This window comes from Actinacidiphila sp. bgisy144 (assembly GCF_057708105.1).
Genome location: NZ_JBYIRM010000006.1, coordinates 248,344 through 265,406, shown reverse-complemented (window position 1 = coordinate 265,406; position 17,063 = coordinate 248,344). Strand labels below are relative to the sequence as shown.

The following is a 17,063-nucleotide window of genomic DNA, read 5'->3' as shown; positions in this document are numbered from 1 at the left end:
GTCACGCCCGCGCGGAAGCGAAAAGGTGCCGAAGGGCGCGCCGGGCGGCGGCCGGCCCCTCCACCGGCGCCGGAAAGTCGAAGCGGGCGTCGTACGTCCCGGCCGCGCCGGTGAAGCGGACCCGCAGCCCGAACCGGTCCAGCGCCAGCGGCACCGCCTGCGCGGCGCCTGCGACGCACGGCTCGCCGACGAGCCCGCACAGGAGCGCCACCTCCTCCGGGTGCGACCCGGCCAGATGCTGGAGCACATCCGTCTCGAAGGGCGCGAGCGGATCGGGCCCGGCCGCGGCGAACTCGTCGGGCTCCACGAGCGCCGCACCCCACAGGTCGTCCACGGAGATCTCCCCGGGCTCCAGCCGCAGCAGCTCCGCGTCGGCCTCGAACCCGCCGCCGGGCACGTGGGTCAGCCACCCGGCCACCCAGGCGCGGCCGCGGATGCGGTGCGGCACCGCGACCGGCGCGACATCGGTGACTTCCAGCACAGCGGGTACCTCGTCGTCGCTGGCGTGCCGTGCCGCCCGCGCCGCGGGCGCCGCGCGCGGGAAGAGCAGGAAGACGTCCCCGTCGGGCCCGACGGAGCAGCGCAGCGGCACCATCGGCTCGGCCGGTGCGGGGCGCAGCGCGGGAATGGCCAGGGCGAGGGACGGGTTACCCTCGACGAGAGTGCGCGCGCGTTCGGCGGCCGAGGGCTGCCGGGGCGCTTCTTCCTCTTCGGGACGCGGCTGACCGTTCTCCTGCTGCCACGACGGCCGTTCGGGTGCGGGGTTCCCGGGTCGAATCATGCGTACTCCTCAGCTAAGGTAAGCCTTACCTAATCTACACGGAGGTTCGACGCACGTGAATCAGTCGCGTCCCAAGGTCAAGAAGTCGCGGGCGCTCGGCATCGCGCTCACCCCGAAGGCGGTCAAGTACTTCGAGGCCCGCCCCTACCCGCCGGGTGAGCACGGCCGCGGTCGCAAGCAGAACAGCGACTACAAGACCCGGCTGCTGGAGAAGCAGCGGCTGCGCGCGCAGTACGACATCAGCGAGCGGCAGATGCAGCGCGCGTACGACCGCGCGAAGAAGGTCGAGGGCAAGACCGGCGAGGCGCTGATCGTCGAGCTGGAGCGCCGACTTGACGCGCTGGTGCTCCGGTCCGGGCTGGCCCGCACCATCTACCAGGCCCGCCAGATGGTCGTGCACGGCCACATCGAGGTCAACGGCCGCAAGGTCGACAAGCCGTCCTTCCGGGTCCGCCCCGACGACGTCGTGCAGGTCCGGGAGCGCTCGCGGGAGAAGACCCCGTTCCTGGTCGCCCGCGAAGGCGGCTGGGCGCCCGACGGCGAGACCCCCCGCTATCTCCAGGTCAACCTCCAGGCCCTCGCGTTCCGCCTCGACCGCGACCCCAACCGCCGCGAGATCCCGGTGATCTGCGACGAGCAGCTCGTCGTCGAGTTCTACGCCCGCTGAGCGGTAGGAGGGTGCGCAGTTCCCCGCGCTGAGGGTTCCAAGGGGCGCGGGGAACTGCGCGGCACGCCCACCACCGGCAGCCGGTCCCGGGGCCGACCGGACGGGGCAGCCTGGAGGGTCCGGCCCGCGGAGCGCGATAAGCTCGCCTGTGTTCGTGGTCGGGTGGGAGCAAGAGGGGTGCGGCAGCGTGTCCGGTGGAGAGGTGGCGGGCCTCATCGTCGCCGTGTTCTGGGCGATCCTCGTCTCGTTCCTGGCCGTGGCCCTCGCCCGGCTCGCGCAGACCCTGCGCCGCACCACGGAGTTGGTCGCCAGCGTCACCGAACAGGCCGTACCGCTGCTCGGTGAGGCCTCGGACGCGTTGCGCAACGCGAACACCCAGCTGGACCGGGTCGACACCATCACCTCCGACGTCGCCGAGGTGACCGCCAACGCGTCCGCGCTGTCCTCCACGGTGGCCTCGACGTTCGGCGGACCGCTGGTGAAGGTCGCTGCCTTCGGCTACGGCGTGCGGCGCGCGGTCGGCATGCAGGCCGGCGACTCCGGCAAGGCCCGGGCCCGTACCCTCACCGGCCGGGTGCTGCCCACCTCGCGCCGGGACCGCCGCGACCGCCGCACTAAGGACTGAGGCCATGTTCCGCCGTCTGTTCTGGTTCTTCACCGGCGCCGCCACCGGCGCGTGGGCCACCGTCAAGGTGGGACGCGCGGTGCGCCGCCTCAACCCCGACAGCCTCGCGGTGACCGCCGCGGACCGCGCGCTGGAGACCGGCGCGCGGCTGCGGCTGTTCGCCCAGGACGTACGGGTCGGCATGGCCCAGCGCGAGACCGAACTGCACGACGCCCTGGGCCTGCGTACCCAGAGCGCCCCCGACGCACCCCAGCCGCTGCCCACACCGCGCGCCACCCTGCCCGGGACCACCGCGGACAGCGGCTCCGCCCTGCCCACCCGGGCCGGGCGCGGGGACCGCAAGCACAAGAACCGGAAGGACGAACACTGATGGAGTCGGCAGAAATCCGCCGCCGCTGGCTGCGCTTCTTCGAGGAGCGCGGGCACACCGTGGTGCCGTCGGCCTCCCTCATCGCGGACGACCCGACGCTGCTGCTCGTCCCGGCCGGCATGGTCCCCTTCAAGCCGTACTTCCTCGGCGAGGTCAAGCCGCCCTTCGACCGCGCGACCAGTGTGCAGAAGTGCGTGCGCACCCCGGACATCGAAGAGGTCGGCAAGACCACCCGGCACGGCACGTTCTTCCAGATGTGCGGCAACTTCTCCTTCGGCGACTACTTCAAGGAAGGCGCCATCAAGTACGCCTGGGAGCTGCTGACCAGCTCGCAGGCCGACGGCGGCTTCGGCCTGGAGCCGGAGAAGCTGTGGATCACCGTCTACGAGAAGGACGACGAGGCCGAGCGGATCTGGCGCGACGTCGTCGGCGTGCCCGCCGAGCGCATCCAACGCCTCGGCATGGGCCCCAACTTCTGGTCCATGGGCGTGCCCGGCCCCTGCGGCCCCTGCTCCGAGATCAACTACGACCGCGGCCCCGAGTTCGGCGAGGAGGGCGGCCCCGCGGTCAATGACGAGCGCTACGTGGAGATCTGGAACCTGGTCTTCATGCAGTACGAGCGCGGCCCGGGCCAGGGCAAGGACGGCTTCCAGATCCTCGGCGACCTGCCCGCCCAGAACATCGACACCGGCCTCGGCCTCGAACGCCTTGCGATGATCCTCCAGGGCGTGCACAACATGTACGAGACCGACACCCTGCGCGTGGTCATCGACACCGCCACCGCGCTGACCGGCGTGCACTACGGCGCCGCCGACGCGTCCGACGTGTCGCTGCGGGTCGTCGCGGACCACATGCGCACCGCCGTCATGCTCATCGGCGACGGCGTCACCCCCGGCAACGAGGGCCGCGGCTACGTCCTGCGCCGCATCATGCGCCGCGCCATCCGCAACATGCGGATGCTGGGCGCGGACCGCCCGGTCGTCGCCGAGCTGGTGGACGTCGTCATCGGCACCATGGGCGAGCAGTACCCGGAGCTGATCACCGACCGCAAGCGGATCGAGTCCGTCGCCCTCGCCGAGGAGTCCCGCTTCCTCAAGACCCTCTCGGCCGGCACCAACATCCTCGACACCGCGGTCACCGAGACCAAGGCCGCCGGCGGCCGGGTGCTCCCCGGCGAGCAGGCGTTCCTGCTCCACGACACCTGGGGCTTCCCGATCGACCTCACCCTGGAGATGGCCTCCGAACAGGGTCTGAGCGTCGACGAGGACGGCTTCCGCCGGCTGATGAAGGAGCAGCGCGACCGGGCCAAGGCCGACGCGCAGAAGAAGAAGACCGGCCACGCGGACCTGTCGGCCTACCGCGAGGTCGCCGACCGCTCCGGCGCCACCGAGTTCACCGGCTACGTCCTCGACCACGGCGAGGCCACCGTCGTCGGGCTGCTGGTCGACGGCGTGCCCTCGCCCGCCGCCACCGAGGGCGACGAGGTCGAGGTCGTCCTCGACCGCACCCCCTTCTACGCCGAGGGCGGCGGCCAGCTCGCCGACACCGGCCGCATCCGGCTGGACAGCGGCGCCGTCATCGAGGTCCGCGACGTGCAGCGCCCGGTGCCCGGCGTCAGCGTGCACAAGGGCGTCGTCCAGGTCGGCGAGGTCACCGTGGGCGCCGCCGCCCACGCCCAGATCGACCTGACCCGGCGCCGCGCCATCGCCCGCGCGCACAGCGCCACCCACCTCACCCACCAGGCGCTGCGCGACGCGCTCGGCCCCACCGCGGCCCAGGCCGGCTCGGAGAACTCGCCCGGCCGCTTCCGCTTCGACTTCGGCTCCCCGGCGGCGGTGCCCGGCACCGTGCTCTCCGACGTCGAGCAGAAGATCAACGAAGTGCTGGCCCGCGAACTCGACGTCACCGCCGAGGTGATGCCCATCGCGGAGGCCAAACGGCAGGGCGCCATCGCGGAGTTCGGCGAGAAGTACGGTGAGCACGTCCGCGTGGTGACCATCGGCGACTTCTCCAAGGAGCTGTGCGGCGGCACCCATGTGGGCAACACCGCCCAACTCGGCCTGGTCAAGCTGCTCGGCGAGTCCTCGATCGGCTCGGGGGTGCGCCGTGTCGAGGCGCTGGTCGGCGTCGACGCGTACAACTTCCTGGCCCGCGAGCACACCGTGGTCGCCCAGCTCACCGAACTGGTCAAGGGCCGCCCGGAGGAGCTGCCCGACCGGATCTCGGGGATGCTCGCCAAGCTCAAGGACGCCGAGAAGGAGATCGAGCGCTTCCGCGCCGAGAAGGTGCTCCAGGCCGCGGCCGGGCTCGCCGCCGGCGCCGAGGACGTCAAGGGCGTCGCCCTGGTCACCGGCACGGTGCCGGACGGCACCGGCGCGGACGACCTGCGCAAGCTGGTGCTCGACGTGCGGCAGCGGATCGGCGGCGGCCGGCCCGCGGTCGTCGCGCTCTTCACCGTGGCGGGCGGCCGCCCGCTGACGGTCATCGCGACCAATGACGCCGGGCGCGACCGCGGCCTGAAGGCCGGCGAGCTGGTCCGCACCGCGGCCAAGACGCTCGGCGGCGGGGGCGGCGGCAAGGACGACGTCGCCCAGGGCGGCGGCCAGAACCCGGCCGCGGTGCCCGAGGCGATCGAGGCCGTGCGGCGGCTCGTCGGCGAGAAGGCGTGACATGACCGAGCGGCGGCGGGGCGCGGAGCGCGGCCGGGAGCGGCCGCGGGCCCGGCGCTCCGCCGCGGGCCGGGGCGTGGCGCGGCCCGGCGCCTTCGGCGCGGACGGCCCGGGCAGCGGGGGTTCCGCAGACGGTACGGGTGGGCCGGGCGGTCCGGGTGGTCCGGGCGGCTCGGCAGGCAGCGGCAGCGGCGGTGCGGGCGGCACTGGTGGCTCCGGCGGGATCAGGCGCGGCCGCCGGCTCGCCGTGGACGTCGGCGACGCCCGGATCGGCGTGGCCTCCTGCGACCCCGACGGCATCCTCGCCACCCCCGTGGAGACCGTGCCCGGCCGCGACGTGCCCGCCGCGCAGCGCCGGCTGGCGGCCCTCGTCGGCGAGTACGAACCGATCGAGGTCGTCGTCGGCCTGCCCACCTCGCTGAACGGAACAGAAGGCCCGGCCGCCGTCAAGGTCCGCGCCTTTGCGTTCGCTGTGGCGAAAATCATCGCGCCGGTGCCGGTCCGCCTCGTGGACGAGCGGATGAGCACCGTCACGGCGACCCAGGGACTGCGCGCGTCGGGTGTCCGGGCGAAAAAGGGACGCTCCGTGGTCGACCAGGCGGCGGCTGTCGTTATCCTGCAAAGCGCCCTGGAAGCCGAGCGGGTGTCCGGCATCCCTCCGGGCGAGAACGTCGAAGTGGTCATCTGATCGCGATACGGTAACGTTCCGCGCGACACGGCGGTGCCTTCGGGCGCCGCCCGTTTCGCAAGGTCGGTGGACCTGATGCCGACCGCGTACCGACGGGACCGAGGGCCTACGCCCGAGCAGCCGTGGCGGACGACCGGGCACCGGTCCTCCGCAGTGGGTGCGAGCAGGAAGACCGACTGATGGATGCCGATGACTGACTACGGCCGGGGTTCCGGCTCAGAACCGTGGCACCCCGAGGACCCCCTCTTCGGCGACGTGTACGACCAGGGGTACCCCCAGCAGCAGCCCCAGCACTTCCCGCAGCAGGGCGACTGGCAGGACCCGTACGCCACCGGTCAGCAGCACCAGCAGTACCCGCAGCAGCCCCAGCAGGGCGGCTACCCGCAGCAGTACGACCAGCAGCAGTACCAGCAGCAGCCGCCGCAGCAGCAGTACCCGCAGCAGGGGCACGTCCAGCACGGCTACCCGCAGCAGACCGGGTACGACGGCTACGACGCGTACGAGGGCTACGACACCGGCTCCTACCAACCCGGCCAGGCCGACGGCTACGTCCAGGACCCGTACGGCGGCCACCCGGCCCAGGACCCGTACGGGCAGCAGCAGCCGCAGCCCGGCTACTACGGCCAGCCGCAGCAACAGCCCCAGCAGCCCCAGCAGCAGGGCTACCCGCAGCAGGCCCCGTACCAGGGACAGCCCCAGCAGCAGCCCGAGCAGCCCCACCAGCAGCAACCGCCCCAGCCCCAGCAGCCCCAACCGCAGCGGGGCGGCGCCGGCCGGCCGGGCCAACCGGCGCAGCCCGCCGCCCATACCGCACAGGCGGAGACCGACTGGGACGCCGACACCGCGGACGACCCGCGCGACCACGCCTTCTTCGCAGACCACCGCGACGACGAGGACGACGACGACCGGCACGCGCCCGAGCAGAACCGGTCCGGCGGCCGCAGGTCCGGCCGTACCCAGGGCCAACCCACCAAGAAGCGCCGCAGCGGCTGCGCCTGCGTGGTGGTGCTCGCCGTCCTGGTCGGCGGCGTCGGCGGAGTCGGCTACGTCGGCTACAACATGTACGAGAGCCGGTTCGGCCCGCCGCCGGACTTCTCGGGCAACGGCAGCGGGGACGTCCAGGTGAACATCCCCGCCGGCTCCACGACGACGACCATGGGGAACATCCTCAAGCAGGCCGGCGTCGTCAAGAGCGTCGGCGCCTTCACCAAGGCCGCGAACAAGGACCCCAAGGGCAACTTCATCCAGGCCGGCGTCTATGACCTGCACAAGCAGATGTCCGGTACCGCGGCCGTCACGATGATGCTCGACCCCAAGTCGCAGAACACCCTGATCATCGCCGAAGGCATGCGCGACAAGCAGATCTACGCGGCCATCGACGCCAAGCTGAAGCTGGCCGCGGGCACCACCGAGAAGACCGCGCACTCCCAGGCGAAGCAGCTCGGGCTGCCGTCCTGGGCGGACACCGACCCCGACATCTCCGACCCGCTGGAGGGCTTCCTCTTCCCCTCCCGCTACAGCATCGCCAAGGGCGAGAAGCCCGAGGTGCTGCTGAAGCAGATGATCGACGAGGCGACCAAGCAGTACGCCCAGTTCGACATGGCCGCGGAGGCGAAGAAGCAGGGCCTGAAGAACCCGCTCGAACTCGTCACGGTCGCCAGCCTCGTCCAGGCCGAAGGCAAGACCGACGAGGACTTCAAGAAGATGGCCAAGGTCGTCTACAACCGGATGGTGCCGAACAACCCGGAGACGCAGGGGCTGCTGCAGTTCGACTCGACGTACAACTACGTCAAGAACACCAGCAAGACGAACATCTCGACCGCCGAGGTCAACTCGCTGGACAGCCCCTACAACACCTACAAGCACCAGGGCCTGCCCCCCGGCCCGATCGGCAACCCCGGCGTCGACGCCCTCAAGGCGGCGATGGCGCCGGACAGCGGCGACTGGTGGTACTTCATCTCGCTGGACGGCAAGACCACCGACTTCACCCAGACCAAGGCCCAGTTCGACAAGCTCTACGACCAGTACAACTCCCAGTAGCAGGGCACTCTCCTTGGACCGCACCGCACGGCCGCACGACGGCGCCCCGCGCGCCGCCGTGCTCGGTTCCCCGATCGCGCACTCCCTCTCCCCGGTGCTGCACCGCGCCGCGTACGCCGCCCTGGGACTTTCCGAGCGGCGCTACGACCGCTTCGAGGTCGACGAGGTGGCGCTGCCCGGCTTCGTGGCCGGCCTCGACCCGGCGCAGTGGGCCGGGCTGTCGCTGACGATGCCGCTCAAGCGCGCGGTCATCCCGCTGCTCGACGCGGTCAGCGACACCGCCGCCTCGGTGGAGGCGGTCAACACCGTCGTGTTCGGCGCCGACGGGCGGCGGCACGGCGACAACACCGACATCCCCGGCATGGTCGCGGCGCTCGCCGAGCACGGCGTCACCTCGGTGCCGTCGGCCGCCGTGCTCGGCGCGGGCGCCACCGCGTCGTCCGCGCTCGCCGCCCTCGCCCGGATCTGCACCGGCGAGGTCACCGCCTACGTACGCGGCCCGGCCCGCGCCAAGGAGATGATCCGCTGGGGCGAGCGGCTCGGGGTGGACGTGCGCACCGCCGACTGGAGCGCCGCCGCCGACGCGCTGGCCGCGCCGCTGGTCATCGCCACCACCCCCGCGGGCGCCGCCGACCACCTGGCCGCCGCGGTCCCGGCCGCCCCCGGCACCCTCTTCGACGTGCTCTACGAGCCGTGGCCGACGCCGCTGGCGGCCGCGTGGTCCGCCCGCGGCGGGCAGGTCGCCTCCGGCCTGGACCTGCTGGTCCACCAGGCCGTCCTCCAGGTCGAGCAGCACACCGGCCGCGCGCCCGCCCCGCTCGCGGAGATGCGGGCCGCGGGCGAGGCGGCGCTGGCCGCCCGCGGCGGTCCGCTCCCCGGACAGGCGTCCTGACCCGCGGACGAAACGTGGGAGGATCGGCCCACAGGCACGGCCGTTTTCCAGGGAGCACCGTTGAGCAGATTGCGCTGGCTGACCGCGGGGGAGTCGCACGGACCCGCACTCGTCGCGACGCTGGAAGGACTGCCCGCCGGGGTGCCCGTCACCACCGCGATGGTGGCGGACGCGCTGGCCCGGCGCCGGCTCGGCTACGGCCGCGGCGCCCGGATGAAGTTCGAGCAGGACCAGGTCACCTTCCTCGGCGGCGTACGGCACGGCCGGACCATGGGCAGCCCCGTCGCGATCATGGTCGGCAACACCGAGTGGCCCAAGTGGGAGCAGGTGATGGCCGCCGACCCGGTCGACCCGGAGATCCTGGCCGGCCTCGCCCGCAACGCGCCGCTGACCCGCCCCCGCCCCGGCCACGCCGACCTGGCCGGCATGCAGAAGTACGACCTCGACGAGGCCCGCCCGGTGCTGGAGCGCGCCAGCGCCCGCGAGACCGCGGCCCGGGTCGCGCTCGGCGCCGTCGCCCGCTCCTACCTCAAGGAGACCGCGGGCATCGAGATCGTCTCCCACGTCGTCGAACTGGCCGCGGCGAAGGCCCCGTACGGGGTCGTGCCGGTGCCCGCGGACGAGGCGCGGCTGGACGCCGACCCGGTGCGCTGCCTGGACGCCGACGCGAGCAAGGCGATGGTCGCCGAGATCGACCAGGCCCACAAGGACGGCGACACCCTCGGCGGCGTCGTCGAGGTGCTGGTCTACGGCGCCCCGGTCGGCCTCGGCTCCCACGTGCACTGGGACCGGCGGCTGGACGCCCGCCTGGCCGGCGCGCTCATGGGCATCCAGGCCATCAAGGGCGTCGAGGTCGGCGACGGCTTCGACCTCGCCCGGGTGCCCGGGTCCAAGGCGCACGACGAGATCGTGCCCGGCCCCGACGGCATCCGCCGCGCCAGCGGCCGGTCCGGCGGCACCGAGGGCGGCATGAGCACCGGCGAGGTACTGCGGGTGCGCGCCGCGATGAAGCCGATCGCCACGGTGCCGCGCGCCCTGGCCACCGTGGACGTCGTCACCGGCGAGCCCGCGCAGGCCCACCACCAGCGCTCCGACGTGTGCGCGGTGCCCGCCGCCGGGATCGTCGCCGAGGCGATGGTCGCGCTGGTGCTCGCCGACGCCGTCGCGGAGAAGTTCGGCGGGGACTCCGTCGCGCAGACCCGGCGCAACGTGCGGGACTTCCTCGACCACCTGGCCATCCGGTGACCGCGCCCGTCGTCGTGCTGGTCGGCCCGCCCGGGGCGGGCAAGACCACCGTCGGCCGCGCCGTGGCCGCCCTGCTCGGCGTCGCCTACCGCGACACGGACGAGGACGTCGTCCAGGCCGCGGGCAAGCCGATCGCGGACATCTTCGTCGACGACGGGGAGCCGCACTTCCGCGCGCTGGAGCGGGCTGCCGTCGCCGCCGCGCTCTCCGAACACGACGGGGTGCTCTCCCTCGGCGGCGGCGCCGTGATGGACGACGGCACCCGCGCGCTGCTCGCCGGGCGGCCCGTCGTCTTCCTCGACGTCAGCCTGCACGACGCGGTGCGACGGGTCGGCCTGGACGCCCCCCGCCCGCTGCTCGCGATCAACCCGCGGCAGCGCTGGCGCGAACTGATGGAACAGCGCCGCCCGCTGTACACCGAGGTGGCCCGCGCGGTGGTCGACACCGCGGACCGCGGCACCGACGAGGTGGCGGCGGCGGTATTGGACGCACTGGAACTGAAGGACGCATGAGTCACGACGAAGCGCGCGAGACCAACGGCGGGGGCGACCAGGAGTGGAGCGGCGCGACACCGCCCACCCGTATCCAGGTCGGCGGCACCGCCGGCACCGAACCGTACGAGGTACTGGTCGGCCACCAGCTGCTCGGCGAGCTGCCCGGGCTGATCGGACCGAAGGCGCTGCGCGTGGCGGTGCTGCACCCCGAGGCGCTCGCCGGCACCGGTGAGGCGATCCGGCAGGACCTGGCCGAGCAGGGCTACCAGGCCGTCGCGATCCAGCTGCCGAACGCCGAGGAGGCCAAGACCGCCGAGGTCGCGGCGTACTGCTGGAAGGCGCTCGGCCAGACCGGCTTCACCCGCAGCGACGTGGTGGTGGGCGTCGGCGGCGGCGCCACCACCGACCTCGCCGGGTTCGTCGCCGCGACCTGGCTGCGCGGGGTGCGCTGGATCGCGGTGCCCACCACGGTGCTCGGCATGGTGGACGCGGCCGTGGGCGGCAAGACCGGCATCAACACCGCCGAGGGCAAGAACCTCGTCGGCGCCTTCCACCCGCCGGCCGGCGTGCTGTGCGACCTGTCCGCGCTGACCTCGCTGCCGCGCAACGACTACGTCAGCGGCCTCGCCGAGGTGATCAAGGCCGGCTTCATCGCCGACCCGGCCATCCTCGACCTCGTGGAGTCCGACCCGCAGGCCGCGAGCGACCCGGCCGGCCCGCACACCGCCGAACTCGTCGAGCGCGCCATCCGCGTCAAGGCCGAGGTGGTCTCCGCGGACCTGAAGGAGTCCGGGCTGCGCGAGATCCTCAATTACGGCCACACCCTCGCCCACGCCATCGAGAAGAACGAGCGCTACAACTGGCGGCACGGCGCCGCGGTCTCCGTCGGCATGGTCTTCGCCGCCGAACTCGGCCGCCTCGCCGGGCGGTTGGACGACGCGACCGCCGACCGGCACCGCGCCGTGCTCGGCTCCGTCGGGCTGCCGCTGACCTACCGCGGCGACCAGTGGCCGCGGCTGCTGGAGACCATGAAACTCGACAAGAAGTCCCGCGGCGACCTGCTGCGCTTCATCGTCCTGGACGGCCTGGCCAAGCCCACCGTCCTGGAGGGCCCCGACCCCGCGGTCCTGCTCGCCGCCTACGGTGAGGTGACCGCGTGACCGCCCGCCCCGTGCTGGTGCTCAACGGCCCCAACCTCGGCCGCCTCGGCTCCCGCGAGCCCGACGTCTACGGCTCCACCTCGTACGCCGGCCTCGTCGAGACCTGCCGGCAGCTCGGCGCGGAACTCGGCCTGGACGTCGAGGTCCGCGAGACCAACGACGAGGCCGAACTCATCGGCTGGCTGCACGAAGCGGCCGACGGCAAGGTGCCCGTCGTCATCAACCCGGGCGCGTTCACGCACTACTCGTACGCGATGCGCGACGCCGCGGCGCAGCGCACCGCGCCCCTGATCGAGGTGCACATCTCCAACCCGCACACGCGGGAAGAGTTCCGGCACACGTCGGTGCTCTCCGCGGTCGCCTCCGGGGTCGTCGCCGGGTTCGGCATCGGTTCCTACCGGCTGGCGCTGCGCGCGGTGGCCGAGGAAGCGGCGGGCTGACCGCCCGGGCGGCACCCCCGTCCAGGGGCGCCGCCCCACGAAGGGTTCCCTTGCGGGCAGGGGTGGTTGGGCGAGAGCCGGGGCGCACGGTACCGTTCAAGCGCGGCGCGCCGTGGTCACACAGAGCGAACCGCACAGACCTCGGGTACGGGATGGAGTGGCCGACATGCAGCACGCCGTGGGGGCGCCCCAGCCGCCCGGCCCGGGTCAGGGCCCCCCGCCCCCGCCGGGCCCTGCGCCCGCACCGAGCCAGACCGGCAGCACCGGTCACTTTCCGATGCCGCCGCCCGCCCCCGTGCAGGCGCCCACCGCCCCCGCGGGCGGCTCGCTGCCCGGGGCCGCGCACGGCCCCATAGCGGTGCTGCTCATCGGCGCGGCCGGCGCGGGCAAGACCACGATCGCCCGGCACTGGGCCGACCACCGCGGCGTCCCCACCGCCCACATCAGCCTCGACGACGTACGGGAGTGGGTCCGCTCCGGTTTCGCCGACCCGCAGGCCGGGTGGAACGAGAACTCCGAGGCGCAGTACCGGCTCGCCCGCCGCACCTGCGGCTTCGCCGCGCGCAACTTCCTCGCCAACGGGGTGTCCTGCATCATCGACGACGCGGTCTTCCCCGACCGGCCCACCGTCGGACTCGGCGGCTGGAAGCGGCACGTGGGGCCCGGGCTGCTGCCCGTCGTCCTCCTGCCCGGCCTCGACATCGTTCTCACCCGCAACGCCGAACGCTCCGGCAACCGCCGGCTCTCCGACGAGGAGGTCGCCCGTATCCACGGGCGCATGGCCGGCTGGTACGGCTCCGGCCTCCCCATCATCGACAACTCCCACCTCGACGTCGAAGCGGCCTCCGCGGCCCTCGACCGCGTAGTAACCCGCAGCCTCCAAGGCCCCCCCATCTGGTAACACGGCCCCCCTCCCGGCACGCACTTGCCCCCGGGCCCCGCGCCCCTGGGCATGTGCGGCCTGTACCCGGCGACGGCGAGCAACCGCAACAAGGGGCGCGGGGAACTGCGCGCCCAGCCCTCCACCGCCCGGCACCCGGCGGCCAAGCAGAAACCCCCGCGGCGGGGAGCCGCAGCCGCACCCGGGGGAGCGGGTCAGGGGAGCGGCGGTGCGGCGAGAGCGTCGCCCAAGCCGGTGCGCCGGTAGAGCACGGACCGCCCCGCGCGGGCCTTTGCGATGAGCCCCGAGCGGAGCAGCACCGCGAGGTGATCCCCGACCGCACCCGGCGCGAACGCGAGCTGTCGGGCGAGCTGCGTCGTACTGGCCGGCACGTCGAGCGCCGTGAGAACCCGCGCCCGGGACCTCCCGAGCAGTGCGGCGAGCGCATCGGGCGCCGGGGGAGCCGTCGACTCGTGCAGCACCGCCGTGCCGCGGGCCGGGTAGACGAGGGTCCGCGGCCAGGGATCGTCGAAGTACGCCGCGAGCCCCGGCCAGGTGAAGACGGACGGGATGAGCAGCAGCCCCTCGCCCCGCAGCCGCACCGTCCCCCCGTCGATCGGCTCCAGCTCGATCCCCCCGTCGCGCCACCGCACCCCGTCGTGCAGGTCGCCGATCGCCGCCGCCCAGCCGCGCTCTCCGATCACCCCCACCCGGTGCACCACATCCCGCTCGCACAGCGCCCGCAGCCGCGGCCAGTCCGGCGCGAGCAACTCCTGCCAAGCCCGGTCCAGTGCGGCGGCGAGGCGCTCGACCACGTCCGGGCGCTCCAACACGGCCCGCACCCGGGCGTCCCGCACCGGTCGCCGGGCGGTGAGCCGGTCGATCTCCGCCCGGGCCTGCCCGGGGGCGGTGGCCCGGATCGCCGCGAGGTCGTCCGGCCAGCTCTGCGCCGGCCCGCGCGGCGGCACCGCGAGGAAGTCCGCACCCGCGCGCGGCAGTTGGAGCGCCAGCACCGCGTCCACGTCGGTCTCGGCGCGCAGCCGCGCGAAGCCCGGCCGCAGTCGCTCCGCCCACGCCGCGGGAAGCCGCCCCTGCCCGTGGTGGAGTGCCCGCAGCACCGTGTGGAGTTCGAAGGCCGGGGACAGCGCGAACCGGCTGCGCAACAGGTCCTCGGTGGCCACTTCCAGGCGGAGCATGCCGCCGACCCTACGCCCGGCACCCCGGACCTTACGTCCAGGAGCGAACCATTCGCCGCCCGCCGCCGGGTCCGGAGAAGCTGCCGGGCATGGCCCCCACCGACAGCGCGCCGCGCGCCCCGGCGCGCACGACCTACCGCGAAGTCCTCGCGGAGCCCTGCTTCCGCGCCCTGTTCACCAGCCGCGCCCTCGCCGTCACCGCAGACTCCCTGCGCATCTCCACCTTTGCCGTCCTGGTCTACGCGACCACGAACTCCCCGCTGCTGAGCGGCGTCGCGTTCGGCGCGGGCTTCCTGCCGCAGGCGTTCGGCGCCACCCTGCTCGGCGCGCTCGCCGACCGGCTGCCGACCCGCGGCCTGATCACCGGCGGTTACCTGCTGGAGTGCGGCGCCGCACTCCTGCTCGCCCTCTGCGCACCGCCGATCGCCGCCTCGCTGGCGCTGATCGCCCTGGTCGCGCTCCTCACCCCGGTGTTCGGCGGCGCCGCGAACGGGCTGGTGGCCCAAACGCTCACCGGCGACGCCTACGTAGTCGGCCGCTCCCTGAACAACATCGCCTCCTCCGTCGCGCAGCTCGCCGGGCTCGGGCTCAGCGGCACCGCCGTCGCCCTCCTCGGCGCCCGTCGCGCACTCCTGATCGGCGCCGTGCTCTACGCCCTTGCCGCCGGGTACGCCCGGCTCGCCCTGCCGCGCCTGCCCGCGCCCGGGGCCGCCACGCCCGCCGCCTCCCCGGTCCGGGCCAGCCTGTCCGCCACCGCCGCACTGCTCAAGGCCCGGCGGCCGCGCCGGCTCCTGCTCGCCCAATGGCTGCCGGGGGCCTTCGTGGCCGGGGCCGAGGGGCAGATCGTCGCCTACGCGGCCACCCGGCACCTTCCGTCCGGCGGGTACGCCCTCCTCATGGCGTGTCTGCCCGTCGGCATGCTCGTCGGGGACGTCATCGTCGGACGGTTCCTCCCGCCCGCCACCCGTGAACGCCTCGTCGGCCCCCTCATCGCCCTCATGGGGCTCCCCCTCCTCCTCTTCGCCACCCGCCCCGGCCTCTCCGCCGGCGCCCTCCTCCTGCTCCTCACCGGAACCGGGTTCTCCTACGGCCTCGGGCTCCAACGCCCCTTCCTCGAGGCCCTCCCCACCCACTCCCACAGCCACGCCTTCAGCCTCCTCACCTCCGGCACCATGACCCTCCAAGGCCTCGCACCCGCCCTCTTCGGCGCCCTCTCCACTCCCCTCGGCCCACCCCTCTCCCTCACCCTCGCCGGCCTCGCCACCCTCCTCTCCACGGTCACCCTCTGCCCTTGACAGCGCGTGTCGCCTGCGGCTGCCCTGTGCGCCCTGCCCCTTGCGGTGCGTGCCTGTCTGCGGGTGCGCTGTGGCCGGTCGCGCAGTTCCCCGCGCCCCTGGGCATGTGCGGCCTGTACCCGGCGACGGCGGGCAACCGCAACAAGGGGCGCGGGGAACTGCGCGCCCAGCCCTCCACCGCCCGGCACCCGGCGGCCAAGCAGAAACCCCCGCGGCGGGCAGCCGCAGCGCCCACCGGGGCCCACCCGGGAGCGGATCGGAACCCCCGCGGCGGGGAGCCGCAGCGCCCGCCGGGCGCACCCGGCGGCCAAGCAGAAACCCCCGCGGCGGGGGCCGGGGGCCGTCCCCCAAGAGAAGGTCCCGGGGGGAGGGGCGGGGCTGGGCGGGGGGGTCCTGTTACCCCCGGAGGGACTCGTGGGGAGGCCAAGCCGCGAACCGCGTCGTAGGCTCGCGACATGGCGGAGGTGCATACGGTACGCAGAGCACGACTCCGGGAGCGCTGCGCCGCGGCAGACGCGGCCGCCGCGCTGGTGACGCTGCCCGCGAACGTGCGGTACCTGACCGGCTGCGCCCCGCCCGGCGCGGCCCTCCTGGTCGGCCCGGGCGCCGACGACACCCTCGTCCACCTGCGCCCCCCACCGGACGACACCACGCAGCCCACGGACGACCTGCGCAACGTCGTGCTCCCCTCGCCGGAGGCGGACGCCGCCGTCGCGGCCGCGGACCTCGCCCGCCAGCAGCACGCCGACGGCCTCGCCGTGGAGGAGCACCACCTCACCGTCACCCGCCACCGCGCCCTGCGCTCCGTGGCGCCGCAGGTGCACCTCACCGACCTGGGCGGCGCCGTCGAACAGCTCCGCCTGATCAAGGACGAGCACGAGATCGCCAGCCTGCGCATCGCCGCGGAGATCACCGACCAGGCCCTGGGCGAACTGCTGGAGTCGATCCTGGTCGGCCGCACCGAACGGCACCTCGCGCTGGAGCTGGAGCGCCGCCTCGTCGACCACGGCGCCGACGGCCCGGCCTTCGCCACGTGCATCGGCACCGGCCCGCACTCCGGGGCAGCCCGCCACGTCCCGACCGACCGCCGCGTGGAGGAGGGCGACTTCCTCACCGTACGGCTCGGCGCGTGCTACCACGGCTACCGCTGCGAGGTGAGCCGCACCTTCGTGATCGGCAGCGCCCCCGCCTCGTGGCAGATCGAGCTGTACGACCTGGTGTTCGCCGCCCAGCGGGCCGGCCGCGAGGTGCTCGCACCCGGTGTGGCCTGCCGCGACGTGGACCGCGCCACCCGTGATCCGCTGCGCGCGGCGGGCCACGAGGAGGGCCTTGCGGCATGGACCGGACACGGTGTCGGCCTGGAAATCGACGAGGACCCTCAGTTGTCACCCGCGGCCGTGGGTAAACTGGACGCTTGCGTGCCGGTCACCGTCGAACCGGGAGTCCACCTTCCGGGCCGCGGCGGTGTCCGCATCGGCGACACACTCGTCGTACGCCCCACGGCGGACGGCGGACCCGAGCTACTCACCATCACGACCAAGGAACTCCTCGCGCTGTGACCACCCCGTGGTCGGGCCGGGCGGCACGTCCTCGGTCCCGAAGCAGCACTTTCAGGAGATTC

At 73.9% G+C, this 17,063-nt stretch carries 16 protein-coding genes; 14 read left to right on the top strand and 2 right to left on the bottom strand.

Annotated elements, in window-relative coordinates:
* Position 1: 1 nt before the first annotated feature.
* Positions 2-781, bottom strand: coding sequence for a DUF2470 domain-containing protein (locus tag AC3EVP_RS09895; RefSeq protein ID WP_435128163.1), 780 nt, complete (start codon positions 779-781; stop codon positions 2-4).
* A 55-nt stretch (positions 782-836) separates the two neighbouring features.
* Here AC3EVP_RS09895 and rpsD point away from each other — a divergent pair, with 55 nt between their 5' ends.
* From rpsD to AC3EVP_RS09835, 12 genes are all read left to right on the top strand, one after another.
* Positions 837-1,448, top strand: coding sequence for a 30S ribosomal protein S4 (rpsD, locus tag AC3EVP_RS09890; protein WP_435128161.1), 612 nt, complete (start codon positions 837-839; stop codon positions 1,446-1,448).
* Between the two features lie 187 nt (positions 1,449-1,635).
* Positions 1,636-2,073, top strand: a complete 438-nt coding sequence (locus tag AC3EVP_RS09885; RefSeq protein ID WP_335975818.1) for a DUF948 domain-containing protein — start codon at positions 1,636-1,638, stop codon at positions 2,071-2,073.
* A gap of 4 nt (positions 2,074-2,077) precedes the next feature.
* Positions 2,078-2,443, top strand: coding sequence for a DUF6167 family protein (locus tag AC3EVP_RS09880; RefSeq protein WP_435128158.1), 366 nt, complete (start codon positions 2,078-2,080; stop codon positions 2,441-2,443).
* The gene (gene alaS, locus AC3EVP_RS09875) at positions 2,443-5,112 is read left to right on the top strand and encodes an alanine--tRNA ligase (RefSeq protein WP_435128156.1); all 2,670 of its coding nucleotides are present in this window, start codon (positions 2,443-2,445) and stop codon (positions 5,110-5,112) included. The genes AC3EVP_RS09880 and alaS overlap by 1 nt, the downstream gene beginning before the upstream one ends.
* Before the next feature lie 223 nt (positions 5,113-5,335).
* Entirely contained in the window at positions 5,336-5,800 is a 465-nt protein-coding gene (ruvX, locus tag AC3EVP_RS09870; protein ID WP_335976266.1) for a Holliday junction resolvase RuvX, read from the top strand.
* Positions 5,801-5,989: 189 nt separating this feature from the next.
* On the top strand, positions 5,990-7,840 hold the full coding sequence (gene mltG, locus AC3EVP_RS09865; RefSeq protein ID WP_435128154.1) for an endolytic transglycosylase MltG: 1,851 nt from the start codon (positions 5,990-5,992) through the stop codon (positions 7,838-7,840).
* Positions 7,841-7,853: 13 nt separating this feature from the next.
* Positions 7,854-8,732, top strand: a complete 879-nt coding sequence (locus AC3EVP_RS09860; protein ID WP_435128152.1) for a shikimate dehydrogenase — start codon at positions 7,854-7,856, stop codon at positions 8,730-8,732.
* A 60-nt stretch (positions 8,733-8,792) separates the two neighbouring features.
* Complete coding sequence (aroC, locus tag AC3EVP_RS09855; RefSeq protein ID WP_335975837.1) at positions 8,793-9,977, top strand: chorismate synthase; 1,185 nt, start codon at positions 8,793-8,795, stop codon at positions 9,975-9,977.
* The gene (locus tag AC3EVP_RS09850) at positions 9,974-10,489 is read left to right on the top strand and encodes a shikimate kinase (RefSeq protein ID WP_335975842.1); all 516 of its coding nucleotides are present in this window, start codon (positions 9,974-9,976) and stop codon (positions 10,487-10,489) included. The genes aroC and AC3EVP_RS09850 overlap by 4 nt, the downstream gene beginning before the upstream one ends.
* Positions 10,486-11,631, top strand: coding sequence for a 3-dehydroquinate synthase (aroB, locus tag AC3EVP_RS09845; RefSeq protein ID WP_335975846.1), 1,146 nt, complete (start codon positions 10,486-10,488; stop codon positions 11,629-11,631). Before AC3EVP_RS09850 ends, aroB begins: the two co-directional genes overlap by 4 nt.
* The gene (aroQ, locus tag AC3EVP_RS09840) at positions 11,628-12,071 is read left to right on the top strand and encodes a type II 3-dehydroquinate dehydratase (RefSeq protein WP_335975850.1); all 444 of its coding nucleotides are present in this window, start codon (positions 11,628-11,630) and stop codon (positions 12,069-12,071) included. The genes aroB and aroQ overlap by 4 nt, the downstream gene beginning before the upstream one ends.
* Before the next feature lie 166 nt (positions 12,072-12,237).
* Complete coding sequence (locus AC3EVP_RS09835) at positions 12,238-12,972, top strand: AAA family ATPase (protein WP_335975853.1); 735 nt, start codon at positions 12,238-12,240, stop codon at positions 12,970-12,972.
* 194 nt (positions 12,973-13,166) lie between these two features.
* Here AC3EVP_RS09835 and AC3EVP_RS09830 read toward each other — a convergent pair whose 3' ends face one another.
* Positions 13,167-14,147 (bottom strand): DUF5937 family protein, encoded by a 981-nt coding sequence (locus AC3EVP_RS09830; protein ID WP_435128148.1) that lies wholly within the window; start codon positions 14,145-14,147, stop codon positions 13,167-13,169.
* A gap of 89 nt (positions 14,148-14,236) precedes the next feature.
* Here AC3EVP_RS09830 and AC3EVP_RS09825 point away from each other — a divergent pair, with 89 nt between their 5' ends.
* Together AC3EVP_RS09825 and AC3EVP_RS09820 are read left to right on the top strand one after the other, a co-directional pair.
* Positions 14,237-15,442 (top strand): MFS transporter, encoded by a 1,206-nt coding sequence (locus AC3EVP_RS09825; protein ID WP_435128146.1) that lies wholly within the window; start codon positions 14,237-14,239, stop codon positions 15,440-15,442.
* 455 nt (positions 15,443-15,897) lie between these two features.
* Positions 15,898-17,001, top strand: coding sequence for an aminopeptidase P family protein (locus tag AC3EVP_RS09820; RefSeq protein WP_335975856.1), 1,104 nt, complete (start codon positions 15,898-15,900; stop codon positions 16,999-17,001).
* Positions 17,002-17,063: the final 62 nt, after the last annotated feature.